Origin of the sequence: Nocardia sp. NPDC057455 (assembly GCF_042802775.1) — a bacterium.
GTDB lineage: Bacteria > Actinomycetota > Actinomycetes > Mycobacteriales > Mycobacteriaceae > Nocardia.
In genome coordinates this window covers 69379-82072 of sequence record NZ_JBHVDM010000028.1, presented here as the reverse complement: position 1 = coordinate 82072, position 12694 = coordinate 69379, and the positions used below count along the sequence as shown (strand labels likewise).

The 12694-nt window shown below is 70.3% G+C and carries 13 protein-coding genes; 7 read left to right on the top strand and 6 right to left on the bottom strand.

The window, feature by feature from the left end:
- Positions 1-746, top strand: a 746-nt coding sequence (locus tag ACFU5M_RS14300; protein ID WP_379048884.1) for a BTAD domain-containing putative transcriptional regulator, incomplete at its 5' end; no start/stop codon positions are given.
- Here the strand turns inward: ACFU5M_RS14300 and ACFU5M_RS14295 are convergent.
- Together ACFU5M_RS14295 and ACFU5M_RS14290 are read right to left on the bottom strand one after the other, a co-directional pair.
- The gene (locus ACFU5M_RS14295) at positions 743-1069 is read right to left on the bottom strand and encodes an excalibur calcium-binding domain-containing protein (RefSeq protein WP_379048883.1); all 327 of its coding nucleotides are present in this window, start codon (positions 1067-1069) and stop codon (positions 743-745) included. The genes ACFU5M_RS14300 and ACFU5M_RS14295 overlap by 4 nt on opposite strands.
- 43 nt (positions 1070-1112) lie before the next feature.
- Positions 1113-1292 (bottom strand): excalibur calcium-binding domain-containing protein, encoded by a 180-nt coding sequence (locus ACFU5M_RS14290; protein WP_379048890.1) that lies wholly within the window; start codon positions 1290-1292, stop codon positions 1113-1115.
- A 114-nt stretch (positions 1293-1406) separates the two neighbouring features.
- On the opposite strand from ACFU5M_RS14290, the gene ACFU5M_RS14285 reads away from it, so the two are divergent.
- The gene (locus ACFU5M_RS14285) at positions 1407-2873 is read left to right on the top strand and encodes a DUF4185 domain-containing protein (RefSeq protein WP_379048882.1); all 1467 of its coding nucleotides are present in this window, start codon (positions 1407-1409) and stop codon (positions 2871-2873) included.
- A gap of 10 nt (positions 2874-2883) precedes the next feature.
- On the opposite strand, the gene ACFU5M_RS14280 is transcribed toward ACFU5M_RS14285, so the two are convergent.
- Together ACFU5M_RS14280 and ACFU5M_RS14275 are read right to left on the bottom strand one after the other, a co-directional pair.
- Positions 2884-3951, bottom strand: coding sequence for a fused (3R)-hydroxyacyl-ACP dehydratase subunits HadA/HadB (locus ACFU5M_RS14280; protein WP_379048881.1), 1068 nt, complete (start codon positions 3949-3951; stop codon positions 2884-2886).
- Between the two features lie 98 nt (positions 3952-4049).
- Positions 4050-5009: a hypothetical protein gene (locus ACFU5M_RS14275; RefSeq protein WP_379048880.1), complete on the bottom strand. Its 960-nt coding sequence runs from the start codon at positions 5007-5009 to the stop codon at positions 4050-4052.
- Positions 5010-5208: 199 nt separating this feature from the next.
- On the opposite strand from ACFU5M_RS14275, the gene ACFU5M_RS14270 reads away from it, so the two are divergent.
- From ACFU5M_RS14270 to ACFU5M_RS14255, 4 genes are all read left to right on the top strand, one after another.
- Complete coding sequence (locus ACFU5M_RS14270) at positions 5209-6336, top strand: hypothetical protein (RefSeq protein WP_379048879.1); 1128 nt, start codon at positions 5209-5211, stop codon at positions 6334-6336.
- 57 nt (positions 6337-6393) lie between these two features.
- A complete protein-coding gene (locus tag ACFU5M_RS14265; protein WP_379048878.1) occupies positions 6394-6990 on the top strand; it encodes a hypothetical protein in 597 nt (198 codons plus the stop codon).
- A gap of 718 nt (positions 6991-7708) precedes the next feature.
- Positions 7709-8152 (top strand): DUF3151 domain-containing protein, encoded by a 444-nt coding sequence (locus tag ACFU5M_RS14260; RefSeq protein WP_379048877.1) that lies wholly within the window; start codon positions 7709-7711, stop codon positions 8150-8152.
- 105 nt (positions 8153-8257) lie between these two features.
- Positions 8258-9361 carry an aromatic acid exporter family protein gene (locus tag ACFU5M_RS14255; protein WP_379048889.1) on the top strand — a complete coding sequence of 368 codons (1104 nt, stop codon included), beginning with the start codon at positions 8258-8260 and terminating at the stop codon, positions 9359-9361.
- Positions 9362-9682: 321 nt separating this feature from the next.
- Here ACFU5M_RS14255 and ACFU5M_RS14250 read toward each other — a convergent pair whose 3' ends face one another.
- Both ACFU5M_RS14250 and ACFU5M_RS14245 read right to left on the bottom strand, forming a co-directional pair.
- Positions 9683-10465: a site-2 protease family protein gene (locus tag ACFU5M_RS14250; RefSeq protein ID WP_379048876.1), complete on the bottom strand. Its 783-nt coding sequence runs from the start codon at positions 10463-10465 to the stop codon at positions 9683-9685.
- Positions 10462-11121, bottom strand: a complete 660-nt coding sequence (locus tag ACFU5M_RS14245; RefSeq protein ID WP_379048875.1) for a hypothetical protein — start codon at positions 11119-11121, stop codon at positions 10462-10464. Before ACFU5M_RS14245 ends, ACFU5M_RS14250 begins: the two co-directional genes overlap by 4 nt.
- A gap of 282 nt (positions 11122-11403) precedes the next feature.
- Here ACFU5M_RS14245 and ACFU5M_RS14240 point away from each other — a divergent pair, with 282 nt between their 5' ends.
- The gene (locus tag ACFU5M_RS14240; protein ID WP_379048874.1) at positions 11404-12693 is read left to right on the top strand and encodes an adenylosuccinate synthase; all 1290 of its coding nucleotides are present in this window, start codon (positions 11404-11406) and stop codon (positions 12691-12693) included.
- Position 12694 lies beyond the last annotated feature (1 nt).

The window sequence follows — 12694 nt, the reverse complement described above, 5'->3', positions numbered from 1 at the left end:
GGGCGGCGCAGTTGTTCGGCACCGCGCTGCGGGAGTGGAGCGGCCGGGCGCTGGCCGATCTGGCCGGTTTGCAGTTCGCCGACGGCTTCGCCACCGCCATGGACGAGGAGCGGCTGCTGGCCGCCTCGGCCCGGATCGACGCCGAGATCGCCTGCGGGCGCGCGTCCTCGGTGATCGGCGAGTTGGTCGCGATGACCAACGAGCACCCGCTGCGCGAACCGCTGTGGGGACAGCTGATCAGCGCGCTGTATCTGTCCGGACGTCAGGCGGACGCGCTGGAGGCGTGCCGGAAGGTGCGCGGCGTGCTCGCCGACGAACTCGGCATCGACCCTGGACCGGCGCTGGCCGATCTGGAGCAGCGCGTACTGCGGCAGGAGCCGCTCAGCACGGTCGAACTCCGGCAGGTCGAGCGCCTGGCCGCGGCCATGACCGAGACGGTCACCGAGATGCCGCGCGCGGTGCGCAGCGGCCAGTTGCGGATGCCGGACGGTCGCGTGGTGGCGATCGCTCAGGGTGGTCTGCGCATCGGCCGGATGACCGACAACGACTTGGTGCTGGAGGATCCGCGGGCCAGCCGCTACCACGCCCACATCATGCCGAGCCGCGCCGGCCTGCTCATCAAAGACCTGCATTCGGCCAACGGCGTCTTCGTCAACGAGAATCCGGTCGACAGCGGAGCGCTGCTCGCCGACGGCGACCAGATCCGGATCGGCGGGACGATCCTGACCTTCCAGGCACTGCGCTAGTCGCAGGCGATTCCGTTGCCGTCCCGGTCCAGATGCGCGTTGAAACCGGGCTGCCCGCGATACAGCGGCCCGGCGCCCTGCGCGCGCACCTGGTCGCAATCGGTGTAGATCTCCGGCGACCGCTCATCGGATTCCTCGGGGCGCTCGCTGTCGCCTTTCGGCCCGGACCGATTGTGCGGGATCGGATGGTCGTCGTGCGGTCCGGCGATCACGACGGCAGGGGACGGGACGGCGGACGCCGCCGACGGCCCGAGCGCACTCGCTCCGGCCGCCAGCAGCACCGCCCCGATCGCGGGTGCCACGCGAAGAACTGACTTGGTCACGCCTTCCATCCTGCTCCCGCGGCGGCCGGTGCGCCGGTGCGATTCACTCGCAGGCGATTCCGTCGCTGTCCCGGTCCAGGTGCGGGGCGTAGCCCGGCTGTCCGCGCAACAGCGGAGCCTTGCCCGCGTTACGAACCTCGGTGCAGTTCTTGTATGACGGGCTGCCCGGGGGTGCTTGCGGTGGTGGGTTCGAATGGGGCGGGTTGTTCGGTGGTGGCGGGATCCTTTTAGTTGGGCGTGTCGGTCGGCCGGTTTTCGAAAGTCGAACGGGGTAGTGTCGTTCCGCTGGTTCGTCTCCGCAAGGTTCGTGTCCGCAATGGATTTCGAGAGGTTTGCTATGGCGATGCGAATGCTGGCCGCCGTCGGTGCGATCGTGGTCGGTACGGGGTTGCTCGGTTACGCCGATGGGCCTGCCGTGGCGGCGCCGGAAGCGGCCGACGGCCCGGCGGGGATCGGGCCGTGCGCGACCGACCCGGTGGCGACCCACGAGCCGCTGGTGCCGAAAACGCTGGAGGTGCCGATTCCCTATCCGGTGGTCACCGTGCTTCCGGCACAGGCGCCGGACCCCGCGCCGAAGCGGACGCGGATGGAGCTTCCGCCGGACCCGTGCGCCAGCCCCTGTCCCGATCTCACCGATCTGCCCGGCGCGCCGCCGAGTCTCGCCGGTCGGCTCGGAATTCCGGAGATCCTGCTGAATCCCAAGCCGTTCCACTTCGCGATCCCCGGCCCCGGTCCCGACCCCGGCCAGGTGCCGCCGCCGCCCGCGCCGGTGCGGCCGCCGGTCGAACCCGCGGCGCAGTCACCCGCCCGGCCCGCGCCGCGCCTGGGCCCCGCCCGCGAGGTGGCGAAGTTGACCGGCGCGAACTCGGTGAACCGCACCGACAAGCGGTGGCAGGTGGACGGTACCGACCTCGGCATCATGTGGGAGAGCGCACCGGGCGAGATCGCGACCGCGTTCGGCGACACCGTCGGGCGCGGCTTCCATCCGCCGGGCGGCATGGGGCTGGATTGGCGCAGCAACGTACTCGCCTTCAGCACCGACCGCGATCTCGCCGACGGGGTGACCTTCGACCGCATGGTCACCGACGACCGCTGCCACGCGGCCGAGGTGCTGTCCAGCCGCAAGCTCGACAATGTCGAGGTCACCACCATTCCCACCTCGGGCTTCGCACTCGGCGGGCGACAGTACCTCAGCTACATGTCGATTCGGACCTGGAACAGCCTGCCCGGCACGTTCTTCACCAACTACGGCGGCATCGCCTACTCCGACGACCACGGCCAGACCTGGACGAAGGATCCGCACGCCCGCTGGGACAACATCTTCGGCGTGGCGAATTTCCAAGTGAGCGCGATGGTCCCGCACGGCGGTTTCGTCTACATGTTCGGCACGCCCAATACCCGCCTCGGCGCGGTCGGACTGGCTCGGGTGCCGGAGGACCAGCTGCTCAACACCACCGCCTACCAGTATTGGCAGGACGGCGTCTGGACCCCGGTCGGCGGCTTCGGCTCGGCTACGCCGATCGTGGACGGCACCGTCGGTGAGCTGTCGGTCCGCTACGACGCGGCCCGGAGCGTATGGCAGATGAGTTATCTGGATACGACGAAGGCGGCCATCGTCGTCCGGGAGGCGGACTCACCGCAGGGCGTGTGGTCGGAGGGGACGCCGACGGTGTCGGCGCTGACCTATCCGGAGCTGTACGGCGGGTTCATCCACCCGTGGTCCTCGGGATCGGACCTCTACTTCACCATGTCGACCTGGAATGACTACAACGTCTACCTGATGCACTCGGTCGTGAGCGAGTGATCCGCGCGCGCTAGCGCAGCCGAACCTCGGCCACCGCGCGACCGAACAGCTTGCGCCCTTCGGAGGAGCCGCCGAGCAGGATGGTCGCGGTGCGCGCGGCCGGGTCGAGCGACTTGATCCGGCCGGTGAAATCGACCGTGCTCGCTGCGTCGGCGGCGACCGGAACGAAGCCGGAGAATCGCACGCTGAATTTCTGGATGGCGGTCGGATCGCCCAGCCAGGCGGTGAGATAGCCACCGGCCAAGCCCATGGTCAGCATGCCGTGCGCGACCACGGTCGGCAGCCCGGCCAACTGTGCGGCGTGGTCGCTGAAGTGAATCGGGTTCGCGTCGCCGGACACGCCCGCGTAGTTCGCCAGGTCACCGCGGGTCAGCCGGAAGGCGCCTTCGGGGAGTTGATCACCCGGAGCGAGTTGGTCGAACGCGGGCAGCGTGTGCACGGCCGTGCGCGAGTGTTCGGCCGGCTCGACCAACGGGCCGACGCCCAGCGGCACCAGCACGTCGGTGTGGGCGAGATCGGCTCCCGCCGCGTCGGCGTCGATCGGGCGCCCGTGCATCATGATGTTCTCGACCACGTCGTCCAGGGTGGCGTCGACCTCGGCGCCGCGGCGCGCGACGATCGTGGTCGACCCGACGATGGCGACCTCACCGTGCTGGTTGCTCAGCGAGAAGCGCACCACGATGAAGTCGTTGTCCCCGAACTGGCGGATCGACTCGATGACGATCTCGCTGCGCACCCGGTCGCCGGCCAGGATCGGCCGGTAGATCTCGAAGACCTGGTCGGTTTGCAGGAACTGGGAGAGGTCGTACTGGGTGAGCACGGCGTCGAGCAGCGCCCTGGTCGCGGTCATCCCGACCACCGAGGCGAAGGTCGGCGGCGCGATGATGCCCGGATACCCGAGCGCGCGTGCGTCGTCTTCACGCTGATGCGCCGGGTGGTGGTTCTGGACCGCGCGGGCGAACTCCCGGACCTTCTCCCGGCCGACCTCGTAATGGTCCCGCACCCGGAATCGCTGTCCGGTCGGCGTCACCGGAACGACGTCGATATCCGGCCGCGCCATCGTCTGTTCCCTGCTCATGATCCGGGCCATGCTACTGCTGAACCGGACCATTGACCAGGTGTGTGTGACGCGCGCGACCGGCATCGATGCGTGTCGGCTATCACGCTGCCGAGCGGTTACTGGGTGCTACCGGGCGGGTCGCAGACCTTCCATCCGTCGTCGGTGCGCTGCAGGTCGAAGGTGCGTGCGGAGCGCTTCGCCGGGTCGGCTTCGGTGTACACCGTCGCCTGCGCGATGGCGGTGGCGTCGGTGATGCGGATGGCGTCGATGCTGTCCACCACCGGAATGTTCTTCCGCTCCATCGACAGCTTGTGCACGCCGGCGAACTGATCGCTCGGGATGCCCTGATAGAAGTCGTGCAGTGGACCGCACGTGGTGGAGCGGAGTGCCTCCAGGTCGCCGGTCTTCAGCGCGTCGGTGTAGCTGGTGATCGCGCTGCGTACCTGAGCCTCGGGGGAGTCGTCGCCGGACATCGTGACGAGCGACACGATCACCGCGACGAGCGCGACCACCAGCACGACCGCGCCGCCCGCGATGAGCAGCACGCGGTTGTTCCGAGTGGGCGTGGTGGCGGACGCCCCGGCGCCCTGCGGAGCCGCGGGTATGCGCTGCGGCGGCGCGACGGGCCGGGTCTGCTGCGCGCGCGGCCCCGACATCGACTGCGCGGGCACGGTCTGCTGGACGTCCGCGGGTGACGGAGCCGTCGCGACCTGTCGCGGCCTGCCCTGGGGGCGCTGCGGCGACGGGCGCGTCTCCTCGACTCCGGGTCCGTGCTGCGGCGGCGCGGATGGTCCGTGCGGGCCGGGCTGCTTCGGACCGGAAGCCGGACGGGGCGTACTCGGAGGCTTCGTGATCGGAACCGGTCCCGCCGGTGGCGCGACCACCCGATCGGTTCCCGGCCTGCCACCGTCGGCCGGGCGCTGGATGGGGAGCGCGACGGTCTTCGCGTCGTCCAGGCCGACCACCGGCATCGCCATGGTCACGTCCTCCGAACCGGGCGGATTTCGCTGATCACCCGGGGTGGACTCCTCGGCCGGAGTCGCCGGTCCGGCCGGCGGCTGCGGCTTGCGTATCACGACGGTCGCGCCTTCAGTGCCCTGCGGAGGCGCCGCGGTGTCCGCGTCGGAGCCGGGCGAAGTGGAATCACCCGCTGCGGTCTCGGACGATGCCCGTGGCGCCGTTCCGGTGGGCTGCGGCGCAGCCCCGGTCGCGGCCGCCGGTCCGGATTCGGGCGTTGTTGTGCCCTGCTTCGATTGCGCCGCAGCCTCTTTCGAGGTGGACGCCGCTGCGGGGGCGACGCCCGGCGCGGAACTCCGCGTCGGACCGGACGGCGTCTGGTCCCGTTTGATCACCACGGTGCGCGCTTCGCCCGACTGGCTGGGTGCGGGGCCGGGCTTCGAAGCGCCACCAGTCTCCGGTTGCTTCGGTGCGGACGTCCGATCGATCGTGACCGTCTCCGCATCGGCGCCTTGTGCCGAGGCCGCCGCGGACGCGCCCGTACCGGAGCGCGCTGGTTCGCCCCCGTCCTTCCCCGCCGGGGCGTTCGCCCTGCCGGGTCCTCCCGGTCCGGAAGGTGCCGTGCCCTTGGCGCCGGGCGCGCCGGAAGCGGCCGAGCCTGCGGTGGACGGCGCGTTCCGGCTGTTCGACGGACCGGTGGGCGGTTGCGCGGGGCGTTGGCCCGCAGGGGTGTTCGACGGCGGACCAGCTGGTCCGGAGGGGGGTGTGCCGGGCGTGCTGGAAGCGGCCGACCCGGAGGCAGAAGGTGTGTTCTGGTTGCCCTGTTGGATAGGCGGTGTGGTTTGGCTGCTGGACTGCGCGGTGGGCGGTTGTGCGGGGCGTTGGCCCGCCGGGGCGTTCGCCCTGCCGGGACCTGCTGGTCCGGACGGCGCGGTGCCCTTGGCGCCGGGGGTGCTGGAAGCGGCCGAGCCTGCGGCGGACGGCGCGTTCCGGCTGTTGGACGGACCGGTGGGCGGTTGCGCGGGGCGTTGGCCCGCAGGGGTGTTCGACTGCGGACCAGCTGGTCCGGAGGGGGGTGTGCCGGGCGTGCTGGAAGCGGCCGACCCGGAGACAGGCGGTGTGTTCTGGCTGTTGGACTGCGCGGTGGGCGGTTGTGCGGGGCGTTGGCCCGCCGGAGCGTTCGCCCTGCCGGGACCTGCTGGTCCGGACGGCGTGGTGCCCTTGGCGCCGGGCGCACCGGAAGTCGCCGAGCCGGTGGCGGGCGGGGTGTTCTGGCTGCCGGACTGTGTGACAGGTGGCTGCGCGGGGCGTTGGCCCGGCTGGGACGACGCGGAAGCTGAGGGGTTCGGTTCACCGGTGCCGCGCGGCGCCGGGCTGGGTGCGCTGCCGGTGGGGCTCGACGCCGGACTCGTGGACGAAGCCTTTGCCTCGGCGGCGAGGCCGTAGGAAGGCGCGCCACCGGGCGCGGGTGCCGGGGATTTCGAGGGAGCAGGTCGGGCGGCAGTGCTCGTCCGGTGGTCCGGTGTCGCGGGCTTCGTGCCGCTGGACGCCCCGGGCTGCTGCGCGGAGCCCGCGCTCTTCGCCGGGCCGCCCACCGGTGCGGAGGCGCCCGGACTCGAAGCGGAGGCCGGGGAGCCGGCACTGGCTGCGGGGCCGTTCACCGGTCTCCCGCCGGGCGTGTTCGTTGCGGGGGCCGATGAGTTCGCGTTGCCCACGGGGCCGTTCGTCGGTTTCGCGCCCGCCGCGTTCGACGGCGCGTTCGCGTCCTTGGACGAGGCCGGACCGCTGCCCGGGTTGGCGGGTGCTTGTCTCGGATCTGCGGCTCGCGGCGCGCTCGGGGCCGGCCCGCGGCTGCCCGCGTCCGCCGTGGACGCCTCCGCACCCGAGGCGGAACGGTCCGTGCCCGATGGCGAGGCGTTCGGCCGCTGCGCCTTCGCGATGCGTTCGGTGGGCGCGGCCGATGGGGCCGGGTTACGTTCCGCGGCGGCACCGGGGCGTGCGTCCCTGGCGGCGTCGGCCGGGTCGGCGCTGTCCCGCGCCGGATTCTTCTCGTCGTTCGGGTCGGACACGCACACCCCTCGTCAAAGCGGAACTGTTTGAACTCGACGGCCAGCCTAATGGTCGCGGCCCGGCGAAGTCCGGCATCAGTTCACGTCCAGCCGAACGAACGCCGAGCCGCCCGCGCGATGGGCCGCCCGCGAGCGAGAATCCGGCTCGGATCCGAGGGCTGAACGGAGCGCGGGCGGTCTGTGGGTCGAGTGGAGGGCGGGTGGTCTGTGGGTCGCGTCGAGCAGGAGGCGAATCGGCCGTGAGTCGGCGCCGAGCGAATTACTCGCCGGATTCGTGCCAGGGAAGGTCGTGATCGTGATGGTGGGCGGCGCGCGACAGCGCCGCCCAGAGCCGGTCCGGGCGGCTGCCAGGTCACGCGCTCGAGCCGACCGTTCCACGAAGTCGGAGGTCGGGCAACCGCCTGGTCGGGCACGACTCGAAGGTTCGTAGTCCATGCCGCTGACGGGCGGCGGAGGCAGCCGCGCGTGGGCACGGCCGTACGCAGCCCGCGCGGGGCTCGGGGGAAGCCGCCGCACGGTCGCGCGAGTAGTACGAAAGTTTCGTCGTACGCCCGCGAATCACTTGCCCGGCGGGCGCGACCGGACGAAGTCGTCGCAGCCTTGCTTCGGGCGGCGAAAGGTGAGGCAGCCGGATGCAGGCGCGAACTCGGCCGGTGGCGCGGCGAGCCGGTCGAGGTCGTTCACGGACCTGCGCCGGGTGAGTGAAGCCGCCTGTCGAGCAAACCGTCGTGCGGTGCACAATGAACCGCATGACCTCGTTCGGTGACCTGCTCGGACCGCAACCGGTACTGCTACCCGAAATCCCCGACGCCGAGGACGCGCTGCTCGACAACGCCGATCCGGTGCGGGTCGCGGCCGAGCACCCGGCCGCCTCGATCGCCTGGGCGCACCTCGCCGAGGCCGCGCTGACCCGTGGCGAAGCCCAGGACGAGGCGATCAACCACGACATCGTCGCCGCGTACGCGTTCGCCCGCACCGGCTACCACCGCGGCCTGGACCTGCTGCGCCGCAACGGCTGGAAGGGCTTCGGTCCCGTGCCGTGGAGCCACGAGCCCAATCAAGGTTTCCTGCGCAGCGTCGGCGCGCTGGCCAGGGCCGCCAAAGTGATCGGCGAGACCGACGAGTACGCCCGCTGCCTCGATCTGCTGGAAGACTGCGACCCTCGCGCGGCCGCGGAGCTCGGCCTCGACTGAGTCGTAGTGATCGAAGTACCGCGGAGCGATTCGAGGAGGGGTGGCGGCCGGGTGACGGGTGCGTTCGACCCGACGTCCCGGGTCAGCGTGGCCCGCGCGAACAGTATGGCGAGGCTGCGCACCTCCTGGGCGCGGCTGCGCCGGTCGGTTCTGCCGATCGTCCAGTGTTCGGTCGGCGCGGCACTGGCCTGGTTCCTCGCCCATCACGTGATCGGTCACGCGCTGCCGTTCTTCGCACCGACGGCGGCCGTGGTGTCGATGGGCATTTCCTTCGGCGCGCGGCTGCGTCGCTCGGTGGAACTGGTGGTCGGCGTCGCGGTCGGCATCGGCATCGGTGATCTGTTCATCTCCCGTGTCGGCACCGGCGTGTGGCAGATCGCGCTGGTGGTCGCGATCGCCATGGCCGCGGCGGTGTTCCTGGACGGCGGTTCGGTCATCACCGTGCAGGCGGCCGGTTCCGCCGTGCTGGTCGCGACGTTGCTCCCGCCCTCGGCGGGCGGCGGGCTCTCCCGCATGATCGACGCCTTGGTGGGTGGCCTGGTCGGCGTGGTGGTGGTCGCCGCGATCCCGCTGCACCCCGTGCGCAGGGCGCGGACACTCGCCGCGGACATCCTCGCCGTGATGGGCAGATCGATCAGCAGCTGCGCCGACGGACTGCTCGAACAGGATCCGGAGAAGCTGCACCACGCGCTCACCGCGATGCGTGCCACGCAGCCGCAGATCGACTCCTTGCGCGCCACCCTGGAAGGCGGCCGGGAGATCAGCCGGATCTCGCCGCTGTACTGGAACTCCCGCCACCGTCTCGAACGCGTCAGGGCCACGGCGGACCCGTTGGACAACGCCATCCGCAACACCCGAGTCCTGTTGCGGCGCTCGCTGACCCTGGTACGCGACGACGAAATCCTCGATCCCGGTTTGATCGACGAGGTGGAGCGCCTCGGTCAAGCCGTCGACGTGGTGCGCCGGATGATGCTGGCCGACCCCGGCGAGCAGCCCGACCGCGCCGAGGCGGCCCGGGTACTGCGCTCGGTCGCGAAGGGCGCGCGCCCGGAATTGGTAGCGGGTGCGGGGCTTTCGGCGCACGTCGTGTTCGCGCAGGTGCGTTCCACGCTGGTAGACCTGATGCAGGTCTGCGGCGTGCAACGTATCTCGGCGATTGCCCTGCTGCCGCCGACGGTCAAGAATCCCTACGTGCGGCCCGAGGCCTGAACCCGTACTACTCAGCGGTATTCGGACATTCGCGCCGGGCACCGTGGTCCACGCCCGGTGCGGCGCGCCGGGCGTTCGATCTTCGAGTAGTCCGCTACTCGCGTTGCCCGCGTTCTCCCGCCGTAGCTTTGCGATGTGACCGCGAGTCGAGGGGTATCGCGGTCGACCGCTTCGCACGTGGATGAAAGGACCTCTCGGCCATGGGGTGTGGCGGCCGAGAGGCGGGGCGGATCGGAAGCGGGCGAAGAAGCGGGGCCGTCCGGCCGACCTGACCGGGCGGCCCTGCGCCGCACATGTGCCGCGGGCCGGGCGCGCCGGCGATCAGGTCCAGAATCTCGTCAGGTAACTGCCGTAGCGCGACCAGTTCGATGGGACGCCGGACAGTTCGAACAGCGCGTACACCGCGTCGAAGAACACCTGATTGATGGCGGGGGTGAACAGCAGCGCGAACAGGATCAGCATGCCGAACGGCTTGAACTGGTCGAGGGAGCGTCTGGTCTGGTAGCTCAGCGACGGCTCGACGATGCCGTAGCCGTCCAGTCCGGGCAGTGGGATCAGGTTCAGCAGCGCCGCCGTGATTTGCAGGAACGCAAGGAAACTCACGCCGAACCAGAACGCGGGATGGTTGCTGGAGCTGCCCCAGACCCGGACGATCACCAGAAGCAGTACCGCGCACAGCGCGTTCACGGCGGGCCCGGCGCCGCTGATGATCCGCTGCGTGCGCGGCGCGACATTGTGCGTGTGCACGTAGACCGCGCCGCCCGGCAAGCCGATCCCGCCGAGTGCGATGAACACGATCGGCAGCACGATCGACAGCAGGGGATGGCTGTACTTCAGCGGGTTGAGCGTCAGATAGCCGCGCAACTCGACCTCGCGGTCGCCCGCGCGCCAAGCCGTGTAGGCGTGCGCGAATTCGTGCAGGCACAGCGATACCACCCAGCCGGAGACCACGAAGACGAAGACCCCTGCCTTGGCTCGGGTCGAGTCGAGGCCGGCGTCCCAGGCCAGTGCGCCGCCGACCGCGGTCAGGGCGATCACGAGCAGGAATATCGGGCTCGGCCGGACCGCGCGCGCCCTGCGGCCGATCGGGAACGGGGCGTTCATCGCACCAGCAGCCATGGTTCGTGGTGGCGGTAGAAGGTCGAGCGCGGCACCGGACGATCGGCGCGGAGGCCGTCTCTGGTCACGATCGCACCGGGCGTGCCGAGTTGCGCTGCTCGCCCCTCCAGCCAGCGCCGCTTGCGGAAGCGTTTGCGCACGGTAGCGCGCACACCGGGCGGTTCGAGGCACGGTGAGACGAGCATGGCCGTTACCTGTCCGGAGAACAGCAATGTGTCATCGACATAGGCTTCGCCCGCCAGCTTCTCGCCGCCGACACCGGTGATCACCGCTCGGCCGACGAGCACCTTGCCGGTGTCGTCGCGGACCAGCGGCGTCTCGACCGGGCGGCCGTCGATGGCGCGCTTGGCGGCGGCGTTGCCGGTGCCGGTCTGGTAGGCACGGGATCCGTAGGTCTTCTCGACCGGCACGTATCCGATCTCCACGTGCAAGCGCTCGGTGCGCATCAGATGGGTGAGCACCGCGGCCAGCGCGGGGTCCTCGCCCAGCACGATCAGGCGCGGCAGACTGTCGGCGGCCAGCACGGGAAGCAGCTCATCGATCACCGCGGAATCGGGGATGGCGGCCGTCTGGGTGGTCGGCAGCGCCGCGAGCGCTATCGGTACGGGGGCGCCGTCGCAGCGGAGAACATGGGTACTCAAGCTGCCGTACACCCTCCTCGGTTCGAGCCGACACCGTCGGGCCCCTCGCCATTGCGGCCGAGCCGAGCCGCGGCTCGGCCGTCACACGCCGCGCAGCCGCTCGGCGTGCCGTGCAACCATAGCCCTGCCCGGCCGCGACCACACGGGTGTCGAGCCTACGACGAGATCCGCTGCCATGCCGCCGTGGACGGGTCGGCTAGACTGTCCTTCCGGCCACCGCCTCAGTACGGCAGGTAGCTGCAACACACCAGTGTTGCCTGTCGAACCGTAGGAGACACGACCATGCCGGCAATCGTCCTGATCGGCGCCCAGTGGGGCGACGAGGGGAAGGGCAAAGCAACCGATCTGCTCGGTGGTCGGGTGGATTGGGTGGTCCGTTACCAAGGTGGCAACAACGCCGGTCACACCGTGGTGTTGCCGAACGGTGACAACTTCGCGTTGCACCTGATCCCCTCCGGCATTCTGACCCCCGGCGTGACAAATGTCATCGGCAACGGCGTCGTGGTGGACCCCGGTGTGCTGCTGGACGAACTGGCGGGGCTGGAAGAGCGCGGCGTGGACACCTCCGGCCTGCTGCTCTCCGCCGACGCGCACCTGATCATGCCGTATCACGTGGCCATCGATAAGGTCACCGAGCGCTTCCTCGGCAACAAGAAGATCGGCACCACCGGCCGCGGTATCGGGCCGTGCTATCAGGACAAGGTCGCCCGTGTCGGCGTGCGCGTCGCGGACGTGCTGGACGAGAAGATCCTCACGCAGAAGGTCGAGGCGGCGCTGGAGTTCAAGAACCAGGTGCTGGTCAAGATCTACAACCGACGCGCCCTGGACCCGCAGCAGGTGGTCGACGAAGTGCTCACGCAGGCCGAGAGCTTCTCCCACCGGATCGCCGACACGCGCCTGAAGCTGAACCTGGCGCTCGAGCGCGGCGAGACGGTGCTGCTGGAGGGTTCGCAGGGCACCCTGCTGGACGTCGACCACGGCACCTACCCCTATGTCACGTCGTCGAACCCGACCTCGGGCGGCGCGGCGGTCGGCGCGGGCATCGGGCCGAACAAGATCAACACGGTGCTCGGCATTTTGAAGTGCTACACCACCCGCGTCGGTTCCGGCCCGTTCCCGACCGAGCTGTTCGACGAGTTCGGCACCTACCTGGCCAAGACCGGCGGCGAGGTCGGCGTCACCACCGGGCGCGCCCGCCGCTGTGGTTGGTTCGATGCCGTGATCGCGCGCTACGCCACCCGGGTCAACGGCATCACCGACTACTTCCTCACCAAACTGGACGTGCTATCCAGTCTGGAGACGGTGCCGATCTGCGTCGCCTACGAGGTCGACGGCGAGCGGGTCGAGCAGATGCCGACTACGCAGACCGAATTCCATCACGCGAAGCCCATTTTCGAGCACATGCCCGGATGGTGGGAGGACATTTCCGGCGCGCGCACCTTCGAGGAGCTGCCCGCCAACGCCCAGGCGTACGTGTTGCGTTTGGAGGAGCTGTCCGGCGCCAGGATTTCCTGCATCGGCGTGGGTCCCGGGCGGGATCAAACCATCGTCCGACACGACGTGCTCGGCTAGA

Coding starts and splice junctions, on each gene's coding strand:
- ACFU5M_RS14285 (WP_379048882.1), top strand. CDS start 1,407: ATGGCGATGCGAATGCTGGCCGCCGTCGGTGCGATCGTGGTCGGTACG.
- ACFU5M_RS14280 (WP_379048881.1), bottom strand. CDS start 3,951: ATGAGCAGGGAACAGACGATGGCGCGGCCGGATATCGACGTCGTTCCG.
- ACFU5M_RS14260 (WP_379048877.1), top strand. CDS start 7,709: ATGACCTCGTTCGGTGACCTGCTCGGACCGCAACCGGTACTGCTACCC.
- ACFU5M_RS14255 (WP_379048889.1), top strand. CDS start 8,258: ATGGCGAGGCTGCGCACCTCCTGGGCGCGGCTGCGCCGGTCGGTTCTG.
- ACFU5M_RS14250 (WP_379048876.1), bottom strand. CDS start 10,465: ATGAACGCCCCGTTCCCGATCGGCCGCAGGGCGCGCGCGGTCCGGCCG.
- ACFU5M_RS14240 (WP_379048874.1), top strand. CDS start 11,404: ATGCCGGCAATCGTCCTGATCGGCGCCCAGTGGGGCGACGAGGGGAAG.